We start from the raw sequence: 26029 nt of genomic DNA, 5'->3' as shown, positions 1-26029 counted from the left end.
CCGCACGAAGGGAAATTACGGTGAGCATCGATCCGTCCTCGATTCCTAACTTCGGGGGCCAGCCCGAACCGCAGGCGGCAGGACCGGAGGGCCCCGTCGTCCCTGACCAGGACCTCGTCAAGCAGCTCCTGGAGCAGATGGAGCTGAAGTACGTCGTCGACGACGAGGGCGACCTCGCGGCGCCGTGGGAAGAATTCCGCACGTACTTCATGTTCCGTGGCGAGGGCGAGCAGCAGGTCTTCTCGGTCCGTACGTTCTACGACCGCCCGCACGACACGGACCAGCGCCCGGTCCTCCTCGACGCGATCGACGACTGGAACCGCCGCACCCTGTGGCCCAAGGTCTACACGCACACCCACGAGCCCGAGGAAGGCGCCGAGGACACCGGCACCTCGGTCCGGCTGATCGGTGAGGCGCAGATGCTCATCGGCACCGGCGTCGCCCTGGAGCACTTCGTCTCCTCGACGGTCAGCTGGGTGCGCGCCTCCATCGAGTTCGACAAGTGGCTGCTGGAGCGGCTCGGCCTGGCGCCGGCCGAGGAGAAGGCGGAAGGCGCGGAGCAGGACGCTCCCGAGGCCTGAGCCCGGTCAGTCCCACGAGAGCCCGGTGGGGAGCGGTCCGGCCGGACCGCCCCCCACCGGGCTCTTTCACAGCCCCTTGAGCCGGGAGACGGCCTCCTCCAGCACCTCGGTCCGCTTGCAGAACGCGAAGCGGACGAAGGGCGCGCCCTGCTCCCGGTGGTCGTAGAAGACCGCGTTCGGGACGGCCACGACACCGCAGCGCTCCGGCAGCGAGCGGCAGAACGCGAAGCCGTCGCCTGCGGGGTCCAGCGGGCGGATGTCCGTGGTGACGAAGTACGTGCCCGCAGGGCGGTAGACCTCGAAACCGGCCTCCGCGAGCCCGGTGCTCAGCAGGTCCCGCTTGGCCCGCAGATCCGCGCGCAGCGTGTCGAAGTAGCTGTCGGGCAGGCGCAGGGCCTCGGCGACCGCGTACTGGAACGGCCCCGCGGAGACGTACGTCAGGAACTGCTTCGCCGAGCGCACCGCCGCCACCAGCTCCGGGCTCGCGGTGATCCAGCCGACCTTCCAGCCGGTGAACGAGAACGTCTTGCCGGCCGAGCTGATGGTCACCGTGCGCTCGCGCATGCCGGGGAACGAGGCGAGCGGCAGGTGTTCGCCCTCGAAGACCAGGTGCTCGTACACCTCGTCGGTGACCACGAGGAGATCGCGTTCGCACGCCAGAGCGGCGATCGCCGACAGCTCCTCGCGGGTCAGGACGGTGCCGGTGGGGTTGTGCGGGGTGTTGAGCAGCAGCAGCCGGGTGCGGGGGGTCACGGCCGCGCGCAGTTCGTCGAGGTCGAGCCGGTAGCTGCCGGCCGACGGCTCGGGGTGCAGGGTGACGGGGACGCGGGTGGCGCCCGCCATGGCGATGCAGGCGGCGTACGAGTCGTAGTACGGCTCCAGGGCGATGACCTCGTCCCCCGGCTCCAGGAGCGCCAGCAGGGCCGCCGCGATGGCCTCGGTGGCGCCCGCGGTGACCAGGACCTCGGTGTCGGGGTCGTACGCCAGGGCGTAGCGGCGCTGCTGGTGGCCGGTGATCGCGGTACGCAGTTCGGGGACGCCGGGCCCCGGTGGGTACTGGTTGCCGTGCCCGGCGCGCAGGGCGCGGACCGCGGCCTCGCGGACCTCCTCGGGGCCGTCGGTGTCCGGGAAGCCCTGGCCGAGGTTGATGGCGCCGGTGCGGACGGCCAGCGCGGACATCTCCGCGAAGATCGTCGTGCCGAACTCGGCGAGGCGGCGGTTGAGCAGCGGTCGTCCCTGTGTCATGACCGCCATCCTGCGCGGAAGCTCTGGAGTTGCTCAAGTCTGCTTTGGCCTCACGGGGGCGGGGGAATCCCCCCTGCACGCAGGAATCGGTGCGGAGCGGGGGGCCTCGCTTCGGGGGAACGGAAGGACGTGAGGTCCGTGAAGGGACTGTTCATCGGGGTGCTGGTGGTCGTGGGGGTCGTGCTCCTCGTCGTGATGATGGCGGGCGCCGGAAGCCGGGGGAAGCCGCTGGGCCGGGGCAAGCGGCGCGGCGCCGCCGGTGCGGCCGGCGGGGGGAGCTGGTGGGCCGGCGGGGGCGGCGGCTCGTCCTGCGGCGGCGGCAGCGGCGGCCACTCGGGCGGTCACTCCGGCGGCCACTCGTGTGGCGGGGGTTCTTCGTGCGGCGGCGGTTCGTCGTGCGGTGGCGGGGGCGGATGCGGCGGAGGCAGCTGACACGGGGCAGCTGGTCCGCGGCCGGGCCGGGACAGTACGGTCCGGTGCCCGCGAGGAGGCCCGGCGGGACGGGGGAGGCCCTCAGGGGTCACCTGAGTCCCGCCGGGCCACTTTTCTTCGGGACGCGCGTCGTGTTCCCGGTGAACACCTGAACCGGGAGGCCCCCGAGGGGATGGAAACCACGCCAAGTTGGGCAAAAACGCTGCGACTACGGCGTAGTTCGTGATTCCCTCGGTTGAGAGAACATTCAGCCCTCGGACCCCAGTTGGACCTGATCGGGCGCTTCCCACCTCCCACGTGCATCACGTCGGGGCGCCCCCTGTCCACGTGTCCATGTGTGTTTTGCGGAGCCGACCCATGCTCACGACCCTCCATACGGCCTATTCCGACACCCGTGCCGCCGATCTGGCCTGGGCGCTGGGGCGTGAACCGCTCCCGGCGCTGGCCGTGCTCGACCTCCATCTCGGTGGCGCCGAACTGCAGTTGCGCCTGCTCGGCGCCTCCCACCAGGTACTCCTGGAGGAGGAGAACGGCAGCTGTTCCGAAACCGTCGCCTGCATCCCCGGCAGCAGCACCCCGCTGCCCCTCGGCGTCTCCAAGCGGCTCGGGGAATGGGAGTACGAGTTCGCGGCGCGCGTCGAGACGCTCGGCGCGGGCTCCTTCGCGGGACGTGCCCAGGAACTGCTGGCGCTCGTCGCCGACCACCCGCACGGACTGGCCGGGACCTTCCCGGGGAGCCCGCACGCCTTCACCGCCATGCTCGCCCAGCGGACCGAGGGCCAGGTGCGCTGGCGTACCTGGCACGCGTATCCGCAGGAGGGCCGGCTGGTGGTGACACGGACCCGGGTGGGGGTGCGGATGCCGGCGGCCGCAGCGCTGTGACCGGGGTCAACTCCGTTGTGAGTGCACCGATTACACCCTTGTGGGTGACAAGCGACGACGTTTCCGTGACGTAGCGTTCGCGGCATGATCGACCAGCAGGTGTCGCTGCGAGGGGGCGCGGCGCGGCTCCCCGTGCGACCGAGGACCGGCCGGTACCTCGTGCTGGCCGCTGTCTTCATCTGCGCCGCCTGTGGGCTGGTGTACGAGCTCGAACTGGTCGCGCTCGCCTCCTATCTGATCGGCGACTCCGTCACCCAGGCGTCCGTCGTGCTGTCCGTGATGGTGTTCGCCATGGGTATCGGCTCGCTGCTCGCGAAACGTTTACGCGGCCGCGCCGCGGTCGGCTTCGGGCTGATCGAGGCGGCGCTCGCCCTGGTCGGCGGCTTCTCCGCACTGGTGCTCTACGCGTCGTTCGCCTGGATCGGGGAGTCGCAGTACGCGCTGGTCGGGTTCTCGCTGGCGATCGGGATCCTGATCGGTGCGGAGATCCCGCTGCTGATGACGCTGATCCAGCGGGTGGACCGGCAGGACGCGGGCGGGGCGGTGGCCGACCTCTTCGCCGCCGACTACGTGGGCGCGCTGGTCGGGGGCCTGGCCTTCCCGTTCCTGCTGCTGCCGATGCTCGGACAGCTCACCGGTGCGCTGTTCACCGGGGCGGTCAACGCGGCGGCGGGCGGCGCCCTGGTCCTGTGGGTGTTCCGGCGGGACCTCACCGCCCGCTCCCGGTGGCTCCTGATCGCCGCCAACGTGACGGTGATCGCCGTGCTCGCCACGGCCGCCGTGCTGGCCGACGACTTCGAGCGGGCGGCGCGGCGGGCGGTCTACGGCGGCCAGGTGCGGGTCGCGATGCAGACCGAGGTCCAGGAGGTCGTGCTGACCGGGGCGGACCGCAGCTCCCTCGACCTCTACCTGGACGGGCGGCTGCGGGTCAGCTCCCGCGACGAGTACCGCTACCACGAGGCGCTGGTGCATCCGGCGATGAACGGGCCGCACGGGCGGGTGCTGATCCTGGGCGGCGGTGACGGCCTCGCGGCCCGTGAGGTGCTGCGCTACCCGGACGTGCGGGGGGTGACCCTGGTGGAGCTGGACCCCGGCGTCACCCGGTTGGCCCGTACGGACCACGCGCTGTCCGCGCTGAACGCGCACGCCTACCGGGATCCGCGGCTGACCGCCGTGAGCGGGGACGCGTTCAGCTGGCTGAGGGCGGCGCACGACCGCTACGACGTGGTGATCGCGGACCTGCCGGACCCGGGGATCTCGGCCAGCACGAAGCTCTACTCGGCGGAGTTCTACGGACTGGCCGCCGAGGCCCTGGCGCCGGGCGGCCGGCTGGTGGTGCACGCGGGACCGGCGGTGAGCCGGCCGCGTACGTACTGGACGGTCGAGGCGTCGATGCGGGCGGCGGGCCTGCACACCAGCCCCTATCGGATCAGCGGGCGGCACGCGGGGTTCGCGGTCGGCCCGGACCGGACCCGGGGGCGCCCGGCCGAGGCGCGGGGCTGGGGGTTCGTACTGGCCGGAACGGCCGCGGCGCCGGCTGTCGGTCTGGACCCCGGGGCGCCGCCGCTGCGGTCCCTGACCGCCCCCCTGCTGCGGGACGCGGGGCGGCAGGCGGAGGCCGGGCGGCTGCGGGGACTGGCGCCGTCGACGCTGGTGCATCCGCGGTACTGGGGCGAGCAGTGAGCGCAGGGGCGAGGACCCTCGGTCGCTGCGTGCCGGGCCGGTGGCGGGGGGTCTCGGGAGGCGGAAGCGCTGACGTGGTGGCCGGGGCTGAGTAGGCTCGGTTTCCATGGAGCATGAGGTGTTCGTTCCGGTTCCGGTCCCGGCCCTTCGGCGGACGCTGGGCGATCCTGCCCGGGTCGCGCGCTGTGTGCCGGGCCTTCAGCGGGACGCCGACGCGTCCGCGGGCCCGCTGGCCGGCCGGCTCAAGGTCCGGGCCGGTGGCCACACCATCACCTACCGGGGTGCGCTCCGGCTCACACCGCTGCCGGAACCCCCCGAGGGGGACGCCGCCTACGGCCTCTCCGTGTCGGGCGAGGGTGTGGAGGCGCGCGGCAGCGGAGCCGCGAAGCTCGCCCTGACCGTCCGGCTGACGGAGCGCGACGGCGGTACGGCGATCGCCTTCGACGGCACGGTCAGCGGTGACGGGCGGCTGCTGGAGCTGGACCCGGCGGCCGCGCTGTCCACGGCCCACCGCCTGCTGGACCGGTTCGCGCAGCAACTGGTGACGGAGTCCCTCGCCGGGCACGAGGAGGCGGACGGGACGGTGCCGGACGGGACCGTGCCGGACGACGCCGGTTCGGGCGAGGTCACGTCGGACGAGGCCGTGCCGGACGAGGCCGTACCGGAAGTAGAGCAGCCGGCCGCGGCCGCTGCGGCCGTCGTCGCCGCCGATGAGCAGGCGGTCGGGGAAGCGGTGGAGCAGGCCCTTGAGGAGGCCGCCGAGGAGGCGGACACCTCGGGTTCCGGCACCTCGTCGACTCCGCCCACGGACGACGCCTCCGCCGACGAGGCACCGGCCGGGGAGCAGCCGTCGGAGTCCTCCGTCTTCGACACCCCGGTGCCGCCCTCGGCGCTCGACCCGGTGGCCGGGATCGAGTTCACCGTCCCGGACGGTCCGCCGGCCGAGGCCGCGCACGCCCGGCGCACCATGATCGGGCGCAGTGCGGAGGAGGTCGACCACGCCCCGCCGCGCGGCCGGTACGCCCCCGTGCCGTCGCCCGATTCGACGGGAGCGGGCGCCACGCTCCGCTGGGTGGCCCCCGCGGCCGCGCTCGCCCTCGCCTCCGCTGTGGTGGTGGGCCGGGCGCTGCGGCGCCGGAGGTAGCCGCGCCAGTAGGGTCGTCGTGTGAGCAGCAGCGAGAAGGACGTCCGGCTGTCCGTCGGCGACGCAGAGTTGACCGTGAATCCCGCCAACGGCTGCCGTATCAGCAGCCTGCTGATCGGCGGCACCGAACTGCTGCGGCAGGGGGAGCGGTACGGCTGCTTCCCGATGGTGCCGTGGTGCGGGCGGACCGAGAACGGGCAGTTCCACAACGGTGGTGTGCTGCATCAGCTGCCGCTGACCGCCCCGCCGCACGCCATCCACGGCACGGGCCGTGACACGGCCTGGCGCACCGCGCGCGAGAGCAAGACGGAAGCCGCGTTCTACTACGACCTGACCGACCCGTGGCCGTACCCGGGGCGGGTGACGCAGACCTTCGAGCTGACCGAGTCCTCGCTGACGGCGGCCTTCGGCATCGAGACGTACGGCGACTCCTTCCCGGCCCAGGCGGGCTGGCACCCCTGGTTCCGGCGCAACCTCGGCGGCGAGGACGTCCGGATCGGGTTCGACGCCGCATGGCAGGAGGAGCGGGGCGAGAACCACCTGCCGACCGGCCGCCGGATCCCGCCCCTGGCCGGGCCGTGGGACGACTGCTTCGGGATGCCCGACGGCGTCGATGTGACCCTCACCTGGCCGGGACAGCTGGAGCTGACCGTGAAGAGCCGGACCGAGTGGGTCGTGGTCTACGACGAGCAGGACGAGGCGGTCTGCGTGGAACCGCAGTCGGGCCCGCCGAACGGGCTGAACACCGCGCCCCGCTACGTCACCCCGATCGAGCCCCTGGAGATCGCGATGACGTGGAGCTGGCGCAGCCTCTGAGTGCGGGGCGCACGGTGCGCCACCGGGCGGCCTATCCTCGTAGCCATGACTGACGTACGTGCTGAGCTGTTGCAGCAGATCAAGGACAAGGCCGTGGTTCACGGCAAGGTGACGCTCTCCTCCGGCCTCGAGGCCGACTGGTACATCGATCTGCGCCGCATCACGCTGGACGGCAAGGCCGCTCCGATGGTCGGTCAGGTCATGCTCGACGCGACCGCGGAGCTCGACTACGACTGCGTGGGCGGGCTGACGCTGGGTGCCGACCCGGTCGCCACCTCGATGCTGCACGCCTCCGCCGCCCGCGGCCAGGAGCTGGACGCGTTCGTGGTGCGCAAGGCGCAGAAGGCGCACGGTATGCAGCGCCGGATCGAGGGCACGGACGTCAAGGGCCGTCGCTGCCTGGTCGTCGAGGACACCTCGACGACCGGCGGCTCGCCCCTGACCGCCGTCGAGGCGGTGCGTGAGGCGGGCGGCGAGGTCGTCGCCGTCGCCGTGATCGTGGAGCGGGGTGCCGCTCCGGCCGTCGCAGAGGCCGGCCTCCCGTATGTCCACGTCTACTCGGTCCCGGACCTCGACCTGTCCTGACGGCGGTGCGATTCGTCCGGGAACGGCTCTGACCTGCGGTTTCCCTCAAGGGGGGTCGGTTTCACGTGAAACCGACCCCCCTTGTCGTATCCGCGCGGCGGGAGCCCGGGAACGCTGGGGAGGTACACCGGGTGGAGCCGGGACGAGAGTCTGGGAAGATGGGGGCGACGATGACGTCGCCCCCAGGTCAGGGAACCAGCAACGCACACCCGCACATCCCAAGGAGCGGACAGATGCCCATCGCAACCCCCGAGGTCTACGCCGAGATGCTCGACCGGGCGAAGGCAGGCAAGTTCGCCTACCCGGCCATCAATGTGACGTCGACGCAGACCCTGCACGCTGCGCTGCGCGGTTTCGCTGAGGCCGAGAGCGACGGCATCGTCCAGATCTCCACCGGTGGGGCGGAGTTCCTGGGCGGCCAGTACAACAAGGACATGGTCACGGGCGCCGTCGCCCTGGCCGAGTTCGCGCACATCGTCGCCGCCAAGTACGACATCACGGTCGCGCTGCACACCGACCACTGCCCCAAGGACAAGCTGGACACGTACGTCCGTCCGCTGATCGAGGTCTCCGCGGAGCGCGTCGCCAAGGGTCTGAACCCGCTGTTCCAGTCCCACATGTGGGACGGCTCGGCCGAGACGCTGGCCGACAACCTGGCCATCGGCCAGGAGCTGCTGGCCAAGGCCGCCGCCGCCAAGATCATCCTTGAGGTCGAGATCACCCCGACCGGTGGCGAGGAGGACGGCGTCACCCACGAGATCAACGACGAGCTCTACACGACCGTCGACGACGCGCTGCGCACCGCCGAGGCGCTCGGCCTGGGCGAGAAGGGCCGCTACCTGCTGGCCGCGTCCTTCGGCAACGTGCACGGCGTCTACAAGCCGGGCAACGTCGTCCTGCGTCCCGAGCTCCTCAAGGACCTCCAGGAGGGCGTCGCCGCCAAGTACGGCCAGGCGTCCCCGTTCGACTTCGTCTTCCACGGCGGCTCCGGCTCCACCGCCGAGGAGATCGCCACCGCGCTGGAGAACGGCGTCGTGAAGATGAACCTCGACACCGACACCCAGTACGCCTTCACCCGCCCGATCGTGGACCACGTGTTCCGCAACTACGACGGCGTGCTGAAGGTCGACGGCGAGGTCGGCAACAAGAAGGTCTACGACCCGCGCAGCTGGGGCAAGTCCGCCGAGGGCGGCATGGCCAAGCGTGTCACGGAGGCCTGCGCCAACCTGCGGTCCACCGGCACCAAGCTGAAGTAACTCCGTCCGTACGGATGTCTGCGTGGGCCCGGTACCCCTTGGGGTGCCGGGCCCACGGCATGTCCGTGCCCCGCCCGCACGAGATGAAGGAACAGCTGTGAGCACCACCTACGACTTCGACACCGTCATCGACCGCCGCGGCACCTGGTGCGTGCAGTGGGACGGGGTCGCGGACCGGTTCGGCGTGGACGGACTGCTGCCGTTCACCATCTCGGACATGGACTTCGCGACGGCCCCCGAGGTGCTGACCGCGCTGCGGGCCCGGCTCGACCACGGCGTTTTCGGCTACACGGACTGGCGGCACGACGACTTCCGCGGGGCGGTGGCCCACTGGTTCGCGACCCGGTACGGCACCACGATCGACACCGGCCGGCTGGTGTACGGGCCCTCGGTGCTCAGCCAGTTCTCGCAGCTGCTCCAGATGTGGACGGCCGAGGGCGACGGCGTGGTCCTGCACACCCCGACGTACGACGGCTTCCGCAAGGCGATCACCGGCCTCGGACGGGAGCTGCGGGGCGTGCCGCTGGGGGACACGGACGCGCTGGAGCGGGAGCTCGCGCGGGAGGACAGCAGGGTCCTCGTGGTCTGCTCGCCGCACAACCCGTCCGGGCGGGTGTGGACGGAGCCGGAGCTCGCGGAGATGGCGTCGCTCGCCGCGCGGCACGGGGTCGCCGTGATCAGCGACGAGATCCACGCCGACTTCGTGCACGACGGGCGGGCGCACGTGCCGTGGACGCGGGTGGGGGGTGACGGGCGCTGGGCGCTGATCACCTCCGCCTCGAAGTCGTTCAACTTCCCGGCGCTGACCGGTTCGTACGGGATCATCGGCCGGGCCGAGGACCGGACGGAGTACCTGCGCCGGATGGAGACCGCGGAGGGTCTCGCCTCCCCGGCGGTCCTCTCGCTGACCGCGCACATCGCGGCGTACCGGGAGGGCGGGGCATGGCTGGACGCGGTGCGTGAGTACGTCGCCGGGAACCTGGCGCTGGTCGCGGAGCGGCTGAACGCGGCGTTCCCCGAGCTGGGGTGGGAGCCGCCGCAGGCCGGGTACCTGGCGTGGATCGACGTGCGCAGGGCGGGTGTCGCGGACGACGAGGCGCTCCAGCGGGTGCTGATCGAGCGGGAGCGGGTCGCGGTGATGCCGGGGGGTGTGTACGGGGCGGAGGGCTTCGTGCGGCTCAATGTGGGGTGTGCGCGGAGCAAGGTGGTGGCGGGGGTGGAGGCGTTGATCCGGGGCGTGGAGGCGGTGCGGGGCGCGGCGTAGCCGCGGGGTGGTGGGGTGGTGGTGCGGTGCGGGCAGTGTGGGGCGCGGCCGGTTTCGGGGGCGCTGCCCCCGGACCCCCGCTCCTCAATCGCCGGAGGGGCTTGATTTTTGAAGTGGGCGGCAGGGGTTCAGTGTGCCGGGTGGCCCTTCCGGGGTGGGGCGTTGATGCTGGGGCCATGGCGGAGAGATCAGCTGACCCCGGTGGCCTTCGTGTCGCCTCGACCGCCGGGCGCTGGGTCGTCCTCACGACCGTGCTCGGGTCGAGCATGGCCATGCTCGACTCCACCGTCATCAACGTCGCCCTGCCCCGCATCGGCGAGGACCTCGGCACCGGCATGGCCGCGCTCCAGTGGACCGTCAACGCCTACATGCTGACCCTCGCCGGGCTGATCCTCCTCGGGGGAGCGCTCGGTGACCGGTACGGGCGGCGGCGGGTCTTCGTCACCGGGGTGGTGTGGTTCGCCGCCGCCTCGCTGCTCTGCGGGCTCGCGCCCGACGCCACCGTGCTGATCGCCGCCCGCGCCCTCCAGGGCATCGGCGGCGCGCTGCTCACGCCGGGGTCGCTGGCCCTGATCCAGGCGAGTTTCCATCCGGACGACCGGGCCCGGGCGGTCGGCCTGTGGTCGGGGTTCGGCGGGGTCGGTGCCGCCGTCGGGCCGTTCGTGGGCGGCTGGCTCGTCGACGGGCCCGGCTGGCGGTGGGTGTTCCTGCTCAACCTGCCGGTCGCGGCGATCTGCGTGCCCGTCGCCCTGCGCCACGTACCGGAGTCCCGGGACCCGCACGCGCACGGACGCTTCGACGTCCTGGGGGCCGTGCTCGGTGCGCTCTCGCTCGCGCTGGTGACGTATGCGCTGATCGAGGCGCCGGGGCAGGGCGCATCGGCGGTCGTGATCGGGGCTGCGGTGGGCGGGGTGCTGCTCGGGGCCGCGTTCGTCCAGGTCGAGCGGCGGCGGCCGGACCCCATGCTGCCGCCGTCGGTCTTCGCGTCCCGGCAGTTCACCGCCGTCAGTCACCCTCTGCGTCTACGCGGCACTCGGCGGCTTCTTCTTCCTCTCCGCGATCCAGCTCCAGGTCGTGGCGGGGTACTCCGCGCTCGGGGCGGGTACCGCCCTGCTGCCGACCACCGTCCTGATGCTGCTGTTCTCGGCCAGGTCAGGTGAGCTGGGGCAGCGCATCGGGCCCCGGATCCCGCTCACCGCCGGTCCGCTGATCGCCGCCACGGGCATGCTGCTGATGCTGCGCGTCGGGCCGGGGTCGAGCACCGTCTCCGGGTACCTCACCGACGTCCTCCCGGCCGTCGCCGTCCTCGGCGTCGGACTGGTCACCCTCGTGGCGCCCCTCACCGCGACCGTCCTGGCCTCCGTGGACACCGCCCGGGCCGGTCTCGCCAGCGGGATCAACAACGCCGCCGCCCGTGCCGCCGGGCTGATCGCGGTCGCCGCCCTGCCGCTGCTCGCCGGGATGGGACCGGAGGCCTACCGGGACGCCGGGGAGTTCGCCGCGACCTTCCGGCGCGCCATGCCGATGTGCGCCGGGCTGCTGGCGGCCGGCGCCGTCATCGCCTGGGCGACCGTCCGGACACCCCCGGCCGCCGCACAGGACACCGCACGCCCCGAGTGCACCGTGAACTGCGGCGTCACCAGCCCCCCGCTGGAGCCCGCGCCCGGAACCGCCCGACCGGCCGGTACCCCCGAGTAGTGCTTTGTGCGCACCGGGTGCCCCGGGCGGCGCCCGTGCCAGGCACACTGGAACCCATGTCGATCCACGAGAACCTGCTCGGGGGCCCTGCCCCGACCCACCTGCCCGACGACCCGGGGCCGCGCGAACTGCTCGCGGCGGACGTCGCGCCCGCCGACGTCGCGGCGAAGTACCCGACCTCCTCCCTGGCCTGGGCGCAGCTCGCCGACGAGGCGTTCGAGGGCGGCCGGGTCATCGAGTCGTACGCGTACGCCCGCACCGGCTACCACCGCGGCCTGGACGCGCTGCGCCGGGCCGGCTGGAAGGGCCACGGCCCCGTACCGTTCGAGCACGAGCCGAACCGCGGCTTCCTGCGCGCCCTGCACGCCCTCGCGCGCGCCGCGCAGTCGATCGGCGAGCAGGAGGAGTACGAGCGCTGCTCGACCTTCCTCCGCGACTCCTCGCCGACCGCCGCCGAGACCCTCGGCTAGCCGACCCGTACTCCTGCCGGCCCCGCGGACGATCACCGTCCGCGGGGCCGCTGCCGTTCGCGGGAGAGGTCGTTAGGATGCGGGCAGGGGACCGGAGCTCCACCACCTGACCGGTGGGGGCGGACCGCTACCCGGAAGCTCGTGTCGAGGAGACAGCGATGTCGACGATTCACCCCGACCCCGAAGCCACCGGTGCGCAGACCCCGCACCTCGACTTCGCGGGAACGACTCCGTACGAGGACTACGTCCAGGCGGATGTCCTGACCCACCTCCAGCACCTCCGCTCGGACGACCCCGGCGAGATGGTCTTCCTGGTCACCACCCAGGTCATGGAGCTGTGGTTCACCGTCATCGTCCATGAGTGGGAGACCGCCGCGCACGCCCTGCGCGAGGACCGGCTGTCCGTCGCGCGTGACGCGCTGAAGCGGTCCGTGCGGGAGCTGGAGGCGCTGAACGCGTCCTGGACGCCACTCGCCCAGCTCACGCCCGCCCAGTTCAACTCCTACCGGTCCGCGCTCGGCGAGGGTTCCGGATTCCAGTCGGCGATGTACCGGCGGATGGAGTTCCTGCTCGGCGACAAGTCCGCGTCCATGCTCGTGCCGCACCGGGGCGCGCCCCGGGTGCACGCGGAGCTGGAGAAGGCGCTCGGCGAACCGGGTCTCTACGACGAGACGCTCGCTCTGCTCGCCCGCCGCGGCCACGCGATCCCGGCCGCCGTGCTCGGCCGCGACCTCACCCAGAAGTACGAGCCGTCGCCCGAGGTCGAGGCCGTCTGGGCGGAGATATACGCCAACCAGGACCAGCACGACGAGCTGGTCCGGCTCGGCGAGGCGCTCACCGACGTCGGCGAACTCGTGTGGCGCTGGCGCAACGACCACCTCGTCGCCACCCGGCGGGCCATGGGCTCCAAGACGGGCACGGGCGGCTCCGCCGGTGTGGCCTGGCTGGAGAAGCGCGCCACGAAGAACGTGTTCCCCGAGCTCTGGACGGCCCGCAGCCATGTCTGACCTCCAGGAGCGCGCACAGGCGCTCGACCTCGCCGACGAACTGGCTCCGCGGCGCGCGCTGTTCACCCTCGATGACACCGTCTACCTGGACGGCAACTCGCTGGGCGCCCTGCCCCGCCATGTGCCCGCCCGGCTGCAGGAGGTCCTCACCCGCGAGTGGGGCGAGCTGCGCATCCGGTCCTGGGACGAGAGCGGCTGGTGGACGGCGCCGGAACGGATCGGCGACCGCATCGCCCCGCTCGTCGGGGCGGCCGCGGGACAGATCGTCGTCGGTGACTCGACGAGCGTGAACGTCTTCAAGGCCGTCGTCGCCGCGAGCAGGCTGGCGCCCGGGGGCCGCGACGAGATCCTGGTCGACGCCGCCACGTTCCCCACCGACGGGTACATCGCCGAGTCGGCGGCCCGGATGACCGGCCACCGGATCGTCCCGGTCGCCCCCGCCGACGTGCCGGACGCCCTCGGGCCGCGTACCGCCGCCGTCCTGCTCAACCACGTCGACTTCCGCACCGGCCGGCTCCACGACCTGCCCGGCCTCACCGCCGCGGTGCACGCCGCGGGCGCGGTCGCGGTGTGGGACCTGTGCCACAGCGCGGGCGCGCTGCCCGTCGGCCTGGACGCGCACGGTGTGGACCTGGCCGTCGGCTGCACGTACAAGTACCTCAACGGCGGCCCCGGTTCGCCCGCCTACCTGTACGTCGCCGAGCGCCACCAGGCGGCCTTCGACTCGCCCCTGCCGGGGTGGACGTCGCATGCCGACCCGTTCGCGATGACCCCCGGGTACGCGCCCGCGGACGGTGCCGTACGGGGCCGGGTCGGGACGCCCGACATCCTGTCCATGCTGGCCCTGGAGGCGTCCCTCGATGTCTGGGACGGGGTCGGGATCGAGTCCGTGCGGGCCAAGTCCCTGGCGCTGACGGATTTCTTCCTTGAGTGTGTCGCCGCGTACGCCCCCGAGGGCCGGGTCGCCTCCGTCACCCCGGCGGCCCACGCCGAACGCGGCAGCCAGGTCGCGCTGCGGTGCGCGGACGCCGCACCCGTGATGAGCGCGCTCATCGAGCGCGGCGTCGTCGGCGACCTGCGCCGGCCGGATGTGCTGCGGTTCGGCTTCACACCGCTGTACGTGGGGTTCGCCGACGCGGAACGCGCGGCGCGGGTCCTCGCGGACGTGCTGGCCGGTCCGGCGGCGTAGGCTGCCGGGTCAGTCCGGCGACCGGCTCGCCCCGGTCGCCGGACGGCAGCACCGGGGCCGCGGCAGCGACGGCCGACGACCAGGGGGTGGCACCGGATGCTCTTCGACGCAGACGCAGACGCAGACGCAGACGCAGACGCAGACGCAGACGCAGACGCCGGTGGCGAGGACGGGAGCGGTCGCGTCGGGTACGTACGGGCCTCGCGCGAGGTCCTCGCCGATGTGGTGCACCGCCCCGATGACCTTCGCGCACTGGCTGACATCGGCTTTCCGCAGCGCCCCTTCTGGCTGGCGCCGGCCCTCGCTGCGGACGGCTGTGCGGTGACGGAGAGCCGCCCCGTGGTGGACCTCGGTGACGAGGTGGAGATGATCGAGGAGGAGTCCGGCGTACTGCTGCTCTTCGGGGCGGTCCAGGGCTGGTACCTCTTCCTCCACCTCGGGGACGGCACGGTGCACGCCGTCCCCGACGAGCTGGAACTCTTCGACGGTGACCTGCGCATGGTCCACTCGGATCTCTCCTCTCTCCGGCACCTGCTGGAACTGCTGCACCGGCGGGCGCTGAAGGCGGACAGCGAACCGGCGGACGACTGGAGCACGCCCTACGCCGAACTGGCCCGCTTCGCCGACGGGATCCAGGCCGAGTTCGCGCGCACCGACCCGGTGGCCTTCTCCGAGGAGGAGTCAAGGGAAAGCCTCTGGGTCCACTTCTTCGGTGACATCCGGAACGGGCTGTACGGCAGGTACTACGCCCGGCCCGGCCGGGTCTGACGCCGGATCACCCGTCACCGGCTCAGCGGGGTGTCTCCGTACTGATACCGTCCCCGCAGGTCAAGCCAGTTGGGCAAGTACCAGGGACGGTTGGAGCAGCATGTCGGATTCTGCCGCGCGTGATCGGGACGCCGCCGAGACCGAGTCGGCCTTCTCGCATCCGGCCGTCGTCCCCGATACCTCGGCCGCCTACGGCAGCCACCCGGACCAGGTGATCGACTTCTACGCCCCGCGCGACGGGCGCACCGGTGCGCCCGTCGTGGTCGTCCTGCACGGCGGGGCGTGGCGGGCGCCGTACGACCGGGCCCATCTGTCGCCGTTCGCGGACTTCCTGGCCCGGCGCGGTTTCGCCGTCGCCAGTGTCGAGTACCGGCGGGGCAGCGAGCTCCCGCAGCAGCGCGGCTCGGGGCCCGTGGCGGGCCGCTGGCCGGAGACCTTCGACGACGTCGCGGCGGCGCTGGACGCGCTGCCGGAGCTGCTGGCGCGGGAGCTGCCGGCGGCGGACGCCCGGCGGGTCGTCGTCACCGGGCACTCCGCGGGCGGGCAGCTGGCGCTGTGGGCCGCCGCCCGGCACGTCCTGCCGGAGGGGTCGCCGTGGCGGCTGCCGCGCCCGCCCGCGCTGCGCGGCGTGGTTGCGCTCGCCCCGATCGCGGACTTCACCGCGGCCGTCGCCCTGGATGTGTGCTCGGGGGCGATCGGGCAGTTCCTGGGGCGCGAGGAGGACTTCGCCGAGCGCAGCGCGCACGCCGACCCGGCCCTGCTGCTGCCCACCGGCATCGCCACCGCCGTGGTGCAGGGCACGACCGACCTCACCGTGCCGCAGGCCGTCTCGGAGGCGTTCGTCGACGCGGCGGCGAAGGAGGGCGAGACGGTGGGGCTGACGCTGCTGCCGGACGTCGGGCACTTCCCGCTGATCGACCCGGCGGCCGACGCGTGCGCGGTCGTCGCGGAGGAGATCGCCCAGCTGGCCTGGTAGCGCCGCCGCGGCGGCACGGCGGACCCCCGTAGTACTTGCGACGGACGGTTCAGGATCCGTATCGCTGCTGACGACCCGGGACGCCGCGCCCCCTACCGTGGAAGCGTGACCGAGACCAAGACGAGAAGTCCGGAGCTCCGGATGGCCGCAGGAGCGATAGGCGGCCTGCGCCAGGACCTCATCCATGACGCGTTCGCCTACCGCCCGCTGCCGCCGATGCGCACCGGCGGGCCGCTGACCCGGCGGCTGCCGGAGCGGCTCCGGGCGCGGGCCCAGTGGACCCCGCACGCGGTGGTCCTGGCATCCGCGCTGTTCGCCTTCGTGATGGGGTTCTCCATCACCGGCAACGCCGGGGTCCTCGTGTCGGGGCTGCTGCCCGCCCTGTGCGTCGCGATGACGCTGGTCAGGCCGGTCGGGGCGTTCTGGATGTCGATGGCCCTCATCCCGGTCAGCATGGTCGTCGGCGGTGTCGACGGGCCGTGGGGGCCGAGCGCCTTCTTCGCGTACCTGGTGGTGCTGGTCGTCGTCGCGGCGCGCACCCGGCCGCGGACCGCGGCCTGGATGTGGGGCCTGACCGTGCTGTTCGGCACGCTCCTGGAGAACGCCGCGGGGTGGGACTCCGCGCCGTCCACGGCGGCCATGGCGGTGGTCTCCGCGTTCGCCCTGCTCCTGGTGAGCCTGGTGCAGATCCGCCGGGAGGCGGAGCGCGAGGTCACCGTGCAGCGCACCGTCACCGCCGTCGAACGCGACCGGCGCACACTGCTGGAGGAGCGCACCACCATCGCCCGCGAACTGCACGACGTGGTCGCCCACCACATGTCGGTCGTCGCGATCCAGGCCGAGGCCGCCCCGTACCGGGTGGAGAACCCGCCGCCTGAGCTGGAGCAGGCCTTCGTCACGATCCGGGAGAACGCCGTCGCGGCCCTCACCGAACTGCGCCGGGTCCTCGGCGTCGTACGGGCCGAGGACTACGAGGCGCCGGACGCCCCGCAGCCCACCCTGGCCGAGCTCGACGGGCTGCTCGCCAACGTCGGCGAGGCCGGACTGCCCGCCGAGAAGACCGTGACCGGCGCGGTGCGCGAACTGCCTCAGGGCGTCGAGCTGTCGGCGTACCGGATCATCCAGGAAGCCCTCAGCAACAGCCTGCGGCACGCGCCGGGCGCCACCGCCAAGGTCGAGATCGGCTACGTGCTGGGCGGGCTCGGGCTGCGCGTCGTCAACGGCCCACCGACCGGTCCGGTGAAGCCCTCGCCCGGCGCAGGCCACGGGATCACGGGGATGCGGGAGCGGGTCGCGATGCTGAACGGCGAGATGACGGCCGAGGCGACCACGGAGGGCGGTTACGAGGTCACCGCCTTCATCCCCGTGCAGCCGGCCCCCTCCGACGCCCCCGCCAAGGAGCAGTCATGACGACGCCCGCCGCCGCGCCGATCCGGGTGCTGATCGTCGACGACCAGATGATGGTCCGCGAGGGCTTCTCGGTGCTGCTCAACGCGATGCCGGGCATCGAGGTCGTCGGCGAGGCCGTCGACGGGCGCCAGGCCGTCTCGCAGGTCGCGGCGCTCCGCCCCGACGTGGTGCTGATGGACATCCGGATGCCGGAGCTCAACGGCATCGAGGCGACCCGTGAGATCGTCGCCGCCGACGCGGACGCGAAGGTGCTGGTGCTCACCACCTTCGACCTCGACGAGTACGTCTACCAGGCACTGCGCGCCGGTGCGTCCGGCTTCCTCCTCAAGGACGCCTCGGCCCGCCAACTGGCCGACGGAGTGAGGGTGGTGGCCTCCGGCGAGGCTCTTCTCGCCCCCACGGTCACCCGGCGGCTGATCACCGAGTTCTCGAAGCTCGCCGCGGCCCCGCGCCCGCCGGCCCTTGCCCAGATCGGTGATCTCACCGAGCGCGAGACGGAGGTGCTCGTCCTGATCGCGCAGGGCCTGTCGAACGCGGAGATCGCCTCGCACCTGGTGGTCGCCGAGTCCACCATCAAGACGCATGTGAGCCGCATCCTGGTGAAGCTGGGCCTGCGCGACCGCACACAGGCCGCCGTCTTCGCGTACGAGGCCCGGCTGGTCACGCCGTCGTGAGGCGGGACGCTTGCGGCGCTTCCGGCCCTTCCAGGGCCGACCTCCGGTAGGGCTGGCCCTGGAAGGGCGGCCTCCTAGCAGGGCCGTCCCCGGTAGGGCTGGCCCGGGCACGGGTGGCCGGTTAGCGTCGCTCCGTGACTCCTCCCCGCCCTCCCACCGAAGGTCCAGCTGTCCAAACTGGTCAACTCCCTCAAAGGGGTCTCCCCTCGGTACTTGCGCCAGGAGTTCACCGGCCGCACCGACCGGGCAGTCATGCACGGCCGTTTCTGGTCCCCGTCCTACTTCGCGGGGTCCTGCGGCGGAGCACCGTTGAGCATCGTCAAGCAGTACATCGAGCAGCAGAAACGTCCGCTCTGACCATCACGTCACAGCAGCCACGAGATGGCGTCCCGCCCGACCTGCAAGCCGGGATTCCGTGCGAAGATCGGGGATGGACCAGCCCACGCGTGCCGACTCCGGCCCCGCCGCCCCGTTCGACCCCTGGTCGGCGGCGTTCGTCGCCGACCCGTACCCCGCCTACGCCGAGCTGCGTGCCACCGGCCGGGCGCACTACTTCGAGCCGACCGACCAGTGGCTCGTCCCGCACCACGCCGACGTGTCGGCGCTGCTGCGCGACCGACGGCTTGGCCGGACGTATCTGCACCGGTTCACCCACGAGGAGTTCGGCCGGACGCCGCCGCCCGCCGCGCACGAGCCGTTCGAGACGCTCAACGGGCAGGGGCTGCTGGACCTGGAGCCGCCGGACCACACCCGCATCCGGCGGCTCGTCTCCAAGGCCTTCACCCCGCGCACGGTCGAGCAGCTCGTCCCGACCGTCGAGCGGCTGGCCGCCGGACTCGTCGACGACTTCGTCGCGCAGGGCGGCGGCGATCTGCTGACCGCCGTCGCCGAGCCGCTGCCCGTCGCCGTGATCGCCGAGATGCTCGGCATCCCGGAGTCCGACCGCGCCCCGTTGCGGCCCTGGTCGGCGGCGATCTGCGGCATGTTCGAGCTCAACCCGTCCGAGGAGACGGCCCGTGCCGCCGTCCGCGCCTCCCTCGACTTCTCCGCGTATCTGCGCGAACTGATCGCGGAGCGGCGCGGGAACCCGGGGACCGACCTGATCTCCGCGCTCATCGCCGCCCACGACGAGGGTGAGCGGCTGACCGAGCAGGAGATGGTCTCCACCTGCGTCCTGCTGCTGAACGCGGGACACGAGGCGACCGTCAACACCACCGTGAACGGCTGGTGGACGCTGCTGCGCCAGCCGGAACAGCTGGCCGCGCTGCGGGCGGACCACGCGCTGCTGCCCACCGCGGTGGAGGAGCTGATGCGGTACGACACCCCGTTGCAGATGTTCGAGCGCTGGGTGCTCGACGACATCGAGATCGACGGCACGGTCATTCCGCGCGGCTCGGAGGTGGCCCTGCTCTTCGGCTCGGCCAACCGCGACCCGGTCCGCTTCACGGACCCGGACACGCTGGACCTGTCCCGGCAGGAGAACCCGCACATCACCTTCGGCGCGGGTATCCACTTCTGTCTCGGGGCGCCGCTGGCCCGGGTGGAACTGACCGCCTCCTTCGGTGAACTGCTGCGCCGGGCGCCCGGTATGCGGCTGGTCGCGGAACCGGAATGGAATCCGGGCTACGTGATCCGAGGCGTGAAGGAACTGCGCGTCGAGCTCTGAGGAGCGGGCGGAGGAGTGGCGGGCCTCGCCCCCACTCCTCCCCGCCCGGGGGAGGGGCGGGCCGCCCCACTCCTCCCCGCCCGGCCGCCCCCTCAGCTCAGCATGTCCCGCCGCCGCAGCGCCGCCAGGCCGCCGGCCACCAGCACCACCGCGCCCGCGGTGAGGAGCACCACCGGCCCCCACTCCATGCCCGCCGCCCCCGGCAGTCTGGGCAGGTGGGTGAAGGGCGAGACGTCCATCACCGGCTGCGGGAGATCCAGGGCGGGGCCTATCCAGCCGAGCGCCAGACAGAGGCCGACCAGCCCCCAGCCGGCCGCGGCGGCCTTCGGCAGCGCCCCGTACAGCAGGACCGTCACCCCGCCCAGCAGCCAGACCGCGGGCAGTTGCACCAGAGAGGCGCCGAGCACGGCGGGGAGTTCGTGTCCGTAGCCGGCCGCCAGGCCGAGGCCGCCGACCGTCATGATCAGGGCCGCGCCGCCGAAGGCGATGAGCAGATGGCCGGCCGCCCAGCCGATCCGGCCGACCCCGCCCGCGAGCACCGGCTCCGCGCGCCCGGCGCTCTCCTCGCCGTGCAGCCGCAGCACCGAGGAGACGATGTACAGGGCCGCCACCGTGCCGAGCACGGAGACCATCGAGGCGAGGAACGCATCGGTCAGACCGGACTGTCCGCCCATCCGCTCGAAGATCTCCCTGGTCTTCTCGTTGTCCCCGACGAGATCGGCCGCCCCGCCGGTCAGCCCGCCGAAGACGAAGCCGACGACGGCGAACGACGCCGTCCATCCCAGGAGTGCCCCGCGCTGGAGGCGCACCGCGAGTCCGGAGGCGGTGGAGAGCCGGCCCCGGGCGGGTCCCGGCCGCGTCGCCAGGAAGCTCATGCCGACGTCGCGGCGGCCGGCCAGCGCGTAGGCCACGGCGCACTGCACGGCCACCGCGCCGGCGATCACGAGGAGCACCCACCACCGCTCGGTGGCGTACGGTCTGACGTTCTCCGCCCAGCCGAGAGGGGAGAGCCAGGTGAGGACGGACGAGCCGTCGTCCGTCGCGGAATCGCCCGCGGCCTTCAGGACGAACGCGGCGCCGATCACCGCGGCCGTCAGCCCCTTGGCGAGCCGGGCGCTCTCGGTGAACTGCGCCGCGATCGCGGCGGTGCAGGCGAACAGCGCGCCGACCCCGGCGACGGCCAGCGCGAGGGCCACCGCTCCGGCGCCGCCCGCACCCGAACCGGCCATGCCCGCCACGATCATCAGGGCCAGTGCCGCATCGGCGACGAGCGCGGCGAGCAGCGCCGCGGTGAGCGGGGCCCGGCGCCCCACCACGGCGGAGGAGAGCATCTCCTGACGGCCCGTCTCCTCCTCCTCGCGGGTGTGGCGCACGACGACGACCAGGCTCATCACGGCGGCAAGCGCGGACCCGAAGGCGATCATGCGCCAGCTGACGAGCCCGCCCACGGAGTCGCCGAACACGGGCCCGTACATCGCCCGCACGGAGCTGTTGCCGTTCATCGACGCGGCGAGCTCCGCGCGTTGTCCTGCCGTGTCGTAGAGCGAGGAGATGGATTGGCCCACGGAGGAGAACGAGCCGCCGAGGACGACCACCCAGACCGGCAGGATGATCCGGTCCCGCCGCAGGGCGAGCCTCAGCAGGGTCCAGGTCCCGGCGAGCTGCCCGGTCCCGGCCGTCCGGCGTCCGGCGCCGGCCGTCGTCCTCATGGTCACGGCAGTCATCGCGCCGCCACCTCCGCGCCCTGTTCCGCGTCCGTCGTGTAGTGCCGCAGGAAGAGTTCCTCCAGCGTGGGCGGGGTGCTGGTCAGCGACCGGACCCCGGACGCGGAGAGCGACTTGAGGACGGCGTCCAGCCGGTCCGTGTCGACCTGGAGCGAGACCTGCCGGCCCCGGATGTCGAGATCGTGCACCCCGGGCAGCCGCGCCAGGCCGTTCGGATCGGTCAGCAGCTCGGCGGTGATGTTCGTCCGGGTCAGATGACGCATCCCGGCCAGCGAACCGGTCTCCACCGTCCGGCCCTGGCGGATGATGCTGACCCGGTCGCAGAGCGACTCGACCTCGCTGAGGATGTGGCTGGAGAGCAGGACCGTCCGCCCGCGGTCGCGCTCCTGCGCGACACAGCTCTGGAAAACCTCCTCCATCAGCGGGTCCAGCCCGCTGGTCGGCTCGTCCAGGATCAGCAGATCGACATCCGAGGCGAACGCGGCGACCAGGGCCACCTTCTGCCGGTTGCCCTTCGAGTACGTCCGCCCCTTCTTCGTCGGGTCGAGCTCGAACCGGTCGACGAGGTCGGCGCGCCGGGTCTCGTCGAGACCGCCGCGCAGCCGCCCGTACAGATCGATCACCTCGCCGCCGGAGAGGTTGCGCCACAGCGTGACGTCCCCCGGGACGTACGCCACCCGCCGGTGCAGGTCCACGGCGTCGCGCCAGGGATCGCGGCCGAGCAGCTGGGCCGCACCCGAGTCGGCCCGCAACAGGCCCAGCAGGACCCGGATGGTGGTCGACTTCCCCGAGCCGTTGGGCCCGAGGAAGCCGTGGACCTCACCGGACTCGACGGTCAGGTCGAGCCCGTCCAGCGCATGCGTCCGGCCGAACGACTTGTGCAGTCCGGCCACGGTGATTGCCTTCGTCATGATTCTGAACGTACGCTACTTTCACAATTTTGTGAAGTTAAGGAAGCGTATAAAGTCAGAGGCGTACGTGACCGGGGGACGCAGGGAGCAGGGAGGACGAGGACCGATGAGCAGCGAGAGCGAGTCCGCAGGGGGAGCGCGCGATCCGCGGGGCGCCGGCCGGGAGCGCGGACAGCGGGACCCGGACGCGGTCGCGCGGTTCGTGGAGCGGTTCGCGTCCGAGATGACCGAGGCGGGGATGCAGCGGATGGCCTCCCGCGTCTTCGCCGCCCTGCTCGCCGACGACGACGCCTCCATGACCTCGGCCGAGCTGGCCCTGGCCCTGCAGATCAGTCCCGCGGCCGTGTCCGGCGCGATCAACTACCTCACCCAGGTCAGCATGGTCGGCCGCGAACGCGACCCGGGCTCGCGCCGTGACCGCTACCGCCTGCACAACGAGATCTGGTACACCACGTTCGCCAGCCGCGACCGGGTGCTCACCCGCTGGGAGCAGACCCTCAGGGACGGGGCGCGCACCCTGGGCGAGCACACCCCGGCGGGCGCCAGGATCGCGGAGACGGCGGCGTTCTTCGAGTTCATGCAGTCGGAGCTGGGCGCGATGATGGACCGCTGGGAGGAACACCGCAAAACGCTCGACCTGCCGACGGCTGAGGGCGCGCGGGACGCCTGAGTCCTGCCCGTCCTGCGGCCCGTCTCGTCACTCCACGCCGGAGGCGACGTCGAAGCGGGTCCCCAGTTCCCGGTGCTCGTCCGGGCCGATGTCCTCCCAAGCGCTCTGCGGCCAGTAGGCGTGCCCGTCGATCCACGCGACGGCCGGTGACCGTCCGTCGTCGAACCGGCCGCGCAGTTCGACGGTGCCGGTGGGTGCGGGCAGCCCGGCCCACGGATCCTTCAGGGGCCCCGGTGCCCGCAGCGGCAACAGCCCCTCGGGCAGAGCACCGGCCCCGACGGGGAAACACACGAGCGTCGGCCCGTCCGCCCGGCCGTCGTGCAACAGGGCGTACCGGCGAACCCTGGGTCCCGGAGCGGTCGCGGCACCGGCCAGCAGGCGGACCTCCGGGATGCCCGACGTGACCGCCCGCCACGCCGCCAGGAGCCCGAAGGTCCCCATGGCGACTGCCAGCACGTCAAGCCCGAGCCCCGTGTCGAGGTCCGTGACCAGGGTCAGTGCGAGGACGGCGGACGGTACGGCCAGGAGTCCCAGCGCCGTTCCGGCGCCGGAGAGGGCCCGCAGCGACGGCACCCGCCACCAGGTCAGCGGCGGTCGTGCGGGCGCCGGGGCAGGGGCCTCCGTGGCCGGCTTCGCCGGGGCCGCGCCCCGCAGCAGGGCCTGCCGTTCGGCCTCGGCGGCGAAGGCCGCCCAGGAGGCCGGGGGTGCGGGCTCCGGTGAGGCGTCGGCGGCAGTGGCCAAGGTGGTGGCGCCGGCGGTGTCGGCGGGGGCAATGGCAATGGTGGCCGGCGTTCGCCGCCGGACGTAGATCCCGGGCTGCGAGTGCTCCTGGTATCGCCGCCGCCGGATGCGTACAACCCGGATCGTGCCGCCCCCGAGCCCGACGGCGGCGAGCGACAGTCCGCCCAGCCCCACACCGTCCGTCACGGTCCCTGCCGAGGTGCCGCGCCACTCCGCGTCGTACAGATCCCCCTTGAACGGCGGGTACGAGACGACGAAGCCGGTTTCCCAGCCCTTCAGCAGGCCCGTGTGCCCGTGGCAGTGGAACGGGCCGGTGCGGGGCTGTCCGTCGAAGGGGTCGGTCCACCGGACGTCGCAGCGCCCGTCGGCCCGCTGCCCGATCACCGTCAGATCGACCTGCGGGTCGTCGTCCGAGGCGACGGCCCAGCTGGTGGCGAGCGCCGTCATCAGGCAGCCGGCGAGCAGCAGCCAGCGGAAGGTGCCGCGCCACCAGGGCCGCCGACGTCGCCCGGCCTGCACCGCCGGGTCCGTGCCGGCGGGAAGGACCTGCCCCGCGAGCAGCCCGGCATCATTCGGATCGGTCTGCGAGAGCGAGGGCGGCTGTGACTGCGGCTGGGGCTGTGGTGGCGACAGGGCGGGGCGGGTGAGCAGGTTCCTCACTCGCGGGCCGGCCATGAGTGCGCGGGCCCGGCGGCCGCGGATCGGCTTGGCCCAGATGTGATCCGTACCGCCCGGCGGTGCCAGCACCCCACCGGTACGGGGATCGCCGCACCACCACAGCACCCCGGCGGACCGGTTCAGCAGGTCCATGCGCGACCATGTCGTCCACGGCGTCAGCGGCAGCAGCTCGCCCGGTCCGGGGCCGTTCAGCACCACGGCGGCGCCGTTGCGGCCGCGCGGCACGATGACCGAGGCGTGGGCCGTCCACGGTCCGGCGGTGAGCACCCGGCGCATGCGGCGGGCCTGGAGCGGGATGGTGGCGCTCATCAGCAGGAACACCGTGCCGAACACGGCAAGCGGCCGCACGAACCGTCCGACCCCGTCGGCGAACACCGCGAGGAGCACCGCGGCGAGCACCGCCGCGGCGCCGGCCGCGCACCAGCGCCGGGCCGACGCCCGGTACCGCACCAGCCCGGCCGCGGTACCCGGGAAATCGAGCGCGACCGGAGCCGCGCCAACGGTCCCGGCCGCGGTCCTCACCGCCCCCGAGCCCGCCGCAGGTCTGCCACCCTCACCCGAACTACCCGAACTGTCCGACACGACCCCACCCCTCCGGAACAGCCGGAACCTCCCCGGCCTCTCCCCAGGAGCGGAGGTTATCCCTCCGCCTCCGGCAGCATCAGCCCCCAGGCCCCCGCCCGTACCGTCCACGTCCGGGTCCGTACCGGCCCCCCGACCTGTATGTCCGCGCGATAGCGGAAGTCCGCGCCGGAGACCGTGACGGCCTTGGCCTCCGTGGTGACCGGGGCGCCGTCCGGGGCGTGGATCGTCACCTCGGCGAGGCCGTCGTCGCCGCAGCCCGAGGTCACCGTCACCCATTCGACCGGTCGGCCCAGGTCGTTCAGCACGACGCCGTCCGCCTCGACGCGCAGGCGGTGCGTGGGCGCCTGTGCGGGGGGTGCCGAGGGGGTGGGGTGGACCAGGGTGCGGACCAGGGAGCGGCAGGTGTCCCAGACCGCGGTGACGCCCGCGCGGTCCGTCCGGACGCCCGGTGGGCCGGTCAGGGCCGGGATGCGCAGCGCGCCCAGGACGACGCCGTCGCTGTCGTCGACCAGCAGGTCCAGCCGGCGCACCACGCCGTCCAGTGCCGTCCGCGCCGCCGCCACCGCGCTCATCGGCACGCCGAGCGAACGGGCGAGTTCCAGCGCAGCCGCGGCGCCGACCGGGATGAGCGAGAGGGCGCTCATGGCCGGTTCTCGCTCCCGGTGGAGCAGGGACACCGCACGCCGCAGCGTCCGGTCGTCGCCGATCACCACCGGCCTCCGGGTGCCCCGGCGGGACAGGGCCCGGGCGAACTCCTCGGGGTTGTCGGGGAGGCAGATCTTGGCGTGCGAACCGGCGCTCAGCACGTCTTTGGCGATCCGGACGGACTCGCCGTCCGTCCGGCGGGCGACCGGATCGATCACCACCAGCAAATGGGGCGCACCGTTACCGGGGGGCTGGGCAGCCGACACCTCGGTCCTTCCTCGGGTAGCATCTTGGTGCAAGAGCCCCTTGCGCTATTGCGCCAGGGGCTT

23 protein-coding genes and 2 pseudogenes are annotated in these 26029 nt (G+C 72.9%); 20 read left to right on the top strand and 5 right to left on the bottom strand.

Annotation, left to right across the window (positions count from 1 at the left end; all coding sequences use genetic code 11):
* The first annotated feature begins 20 nt into the window (after positions 1–20).
* Complete coding sequence (locus OG408_RS18550; RefSeq protein WP_266780201.1) at positions 21–581, top strand: YbjN domain-containing protein; 561 nt, start codon at positions 21–23, stop codon at positions 579–581.
* A gap of 66 nt (positions 582–647) precedes the next feature.
* On the opposite strand, the gene OG408_RS18545 is transcribed toward OG408_RS18550, so the two are convergent.
* Positions 648–1826 carry a pyridoxal phosphate-dependent aminotransferase gene (locus OG408_RS18545; protein ID WP_266780200.1) on the bottom strand — a complete coding sequence of 393 codons (1179 nt, stop codon included), beginning with the start codon at positions 1824–1826 and terminating at the stop codon, positions 648–650.
* A gap of 138 nt (positions 1827–1964) precedes the next feature.
* Between OG408_RS18545 and OG408_RS18540 the strand changes: the two genes are divergently transcribed.
* The 18 genes and pseudogenes from OG408_RS18540 (at position 1965) to OG408_RS18455 (ending at position 19746) form a co-directional block, all read left to right on the top strand.
* Positions 1965–2258: a hypothetical protein gene (locus tag OG408_RS18540; RefSeq protein WP_326670863.1), complete on the top strand. Its 294-nt coding sequence runs from the start codon at positions 1965–1967 to the stop codon at positions 2256–2258.
* A 357-nt stretch (positions 2259–2615) separates the two neighbouring features.
* Positions 2616–3140 carry a DUF2617 family protein gene (locus tag OG408_RS18535; protein ID WP_266780199.1) on the top strand — a complete coding sequence of 175 codons (525 nt, stop codon included), beginning with the start codon at positions 2616–2618 and terminating at the stop codon, positions 3138–3140.
* Between the two features lie 84 nt (positions 3141–3224).
* Complete coding sequence (locus OG408_RS18530; RefSeq protein WP_326670862.1) at positions 3225–4823, top strand: polyamine aminopropyltransferase; 1599 nt, start codon at positions 3225–3227, stop codon at positions 4821–4823.
* A 106-nt stretch (positions 4824–4929) separates the two neighbouring features.
* The gene (locus tag OG408_RS18525) at positions 4930–5967 is read left to right on the top strand and encodes an SRPBCC domain-containing protein (protein ID WP_326670861.1); all 1038 of its coding nucleotides are present in this window, start codon (positions 4930–4932) and stop codon (positions 5965–5967) included.
* Positions 5968–5988: 21 nt separating this feature from the next.
* Positions 5989–6783 (top strand): aldose epimerase family protein, encoded by a 795-nt coding sequence (locus OG408_RS18520; protein WP_266780196.1) that lies wholly within the window; start codon positions 5989–5991, stop codon positions 6781–6783.
* Between the two features lie 45 nt (positions 6784–6828).
* Entirely contained in the window at positions 6829–7368 is a 540-nt protein-coding gene (gene pyrE / locus OG408_RS18515) for an orotate phosphoribosyltransferase (RefSeq protein ID WP_266780195.1), read from the top strand.
* A gap of 233 nt (positions 7369–7601) precedes the next feature.
* Positions 7602–8624 (top strand): class II fructose-bisphosphate aldolase, encoded by a 1023-nt coding sequence (gene fbaA / locus OG408_RS18510; RefSeq protein WP_266780194.1) that lies wholly within the window; start codon positions 7602–7604, stop codon positions 8622–8624.
* A gap of 97 nt (positions 8625–8721) precedes the next feature.
* Entirely contained in the window at positions 8722–9888 is a 1167-nt protein-coding gene (locus OG408_RS18505; RefSeq protein WP_326670860.1) for a MalY/PatB family protein, read from the top strand.
* A gap of 176 nt (positions 9889–10064) precedes the next feature.
* Positions 10065–11586 (top strand): annotated as a pseudogene (locus tag OG408_RS18500) (MFS transporter).
* Positions 11587–11642: 56 nt separating this feature from the next.
* Positions 11643–12056, top strand: a complete 414-nt coding sequence (locus OG408_RS18495) for a DUF3151 domain-containing protein (protein WP_266780191.1) — start codon at positions 11643–11645, stop codon at positions 12054–12056.
* Between the two features lie 158 nt (positions 12057–12214).
* Positions 12215–13063: a tryptophan 2,3-dioxygenase family protein gene (locus OG408_RS18490; RefSeq protein WP_266780190.1), complete on the top strand. Its 849-nt coding sequence runs from the start codon at positions 12215–12217 to the stop codon at positions 13061–13063.
* Positions 13056–14252: a kynureninase gene (gene kynU, locus OG408_RS18485; RefSeq protein WP_266780189.1), complete on the top strand. Its 1197-nt coding sequence runs from the start codon at positions 13056–13058 to the stop codon at positions 14250–14252. The genes OG408_RS18490 and kynU overlap by 8 nt, the downstream gene beginning before the upstream one ends.
* A 96-nt stretch (positions 14253–14348) precedes the next feature.
* Positions 14349–15020, top strand: a complete 672-nt coding sequence (locus OG408_RS18480; RefSeq protein ID WP_326670858.1) for an SUKH-4 family immunity protein — start codon at positions 14349–14351, stop codon at positions 15018–15020.
* 100 nt (positions 15021–15120) lie between these two features.
* A complete protein-coding gene (locus OG408_RS18475) occupies positions 15121–15996 on the top strand; it encodes an alpha/beta hydrolase family protein (protein WP_266780187.1) in 876 nt (291 codons plus the stop codon).
* 105 nt (positions 15997–16101) lie between these two features.
* Positions 16102–17406 (top strand): sensor histidine kinase, encoded by a 1305-nt coding sequence (locus OG408_RS18470; protein ID WP_266780186.1) that lies wholly within the window; start codon positions 16102–16104, stop codon positions 17404–17406.
* Positions 17403–18080, top strand: coding sequence for a response regulator (locus tag OG408_RS18465; protein ID WP_266780185.1), 678 nt, complete (start codon positions 17403–17405; stop codon positions 18078–18080). The genes OG408_RS18470 and OG408_RS18465 overlap by 4 nt, the downstream gene beginning before the upstream one ends.
* A gap of 138 nt (positions 18081–18218) precedes the next feature.
* Positions 18219–18437 (top strand): annotated as a pseudogene (tnpA, locus tag OG408_RS18460) (IS200/IS605 family transposase); the annotation flags it as partial.
* A gap of 73 nt (positions 18438–18510) precedes the next feature.
* Entirely contained in the window at positions 18511–19746 is a 1236-nt protein-coding gene (locus tag OG408_RS18455) for a cytochrome P450 (RefSeq protein ID WP_326670855.1), read from the top strand.
* 92 nt (positions 19747–19838) lie between these two features.
* Here OG408_RS18455 and OG408_RS18450 read toward each other — a convergent pair whose 3' ends face one another.
* Together OG408_RS18450 and OG408_RS18445 are read right to left on the bottom strand one after the other, a co-directional pair.
* Positions 19839–21470 (bottom strand): ABC transporter permease, encoded by a 1632-nt coding sequence (locus tag OG408_RS18450; protein ID WP_326670854.1) that lies wholly within the window; start codon positions 21468–21470, stop codon positions 19839–19841.
* The gene (locus tag OG408_RS18445; RefSeq protein ID WP_266780182.1) at positions 21467–22381 is read right to left on the bottom strand and encodes an ABC transporter ATP-binding protein; all 915 of its coding nucleotides are present in this window, start codon (positions 22379–22381) and stop codon (positions 21467–21469) included. Before OG408_RS18445 ends, OG408_RS18450 begins: the two co-directional genes overlap by 4 nt.
* 106 nt (positions 22382–22487) lie before the next feature.
* Between OG408_RS18445 and OG408_RS18440 the strand changes: the two genes are divergently transcribed.
* On the top strand, positions 22488–23051 hold the full coding sequence (locus OG408_RS18440; RefSeq protein WP_285567308.1) for a GbsR/MarR family transcriptional regulator: 564 nt from the start codon (positions 22488–22490) through the stop codon (positions 23049–23051).
* A gap of 27 nt (positions 23052–23078) precedes the next feature.
* Here OG408_RS18440 and OG408_RS18435 read toward each other — a convergent pair whose 3' ends face one another.
* Together OG408_RS18435 and OG408_RS18430 are read right to left on the bottom strand one after the other, a co-directional pair.
* A complete protein-coding gene (locus tag OG408_RS18435) occupies positions 23079–24992 on the bottom strand; it encodes a hypothetical protein (protein ID WP_326670852.1) in 1914 nt (637 codons plus the stop codon).
* Between the two features lie 116 nt (positions 24993–25108).
* Positions 25109–25966 carry a diacylglycerol kinase family protein gene (locus OG408_RS18430; protein ID WP_285567304.1) on the bottom strand — a complete coding sequence of 286 codons (858 nt, stop codon included), beginning with the start codon at positions 25964–25966 and terminating at the stop codon, positions 25109–25111.
* Positions 25967–26029: the final 63 nt, after the last annotated feature.

The organism is Streptomyces sp. NBC_01257 (genome assembly GCF_035917255.1).
GTDB lineage: Bacteria > Actinomycetota > Actinomycetes > Streptomycetales > Streptomycetaceae > Streptomyces.
The sequence above is the reverse complement of the archived record's forward strand: the minus strand, read 5'-3'. Positions and strand labels throughout refer to the sequence as shown.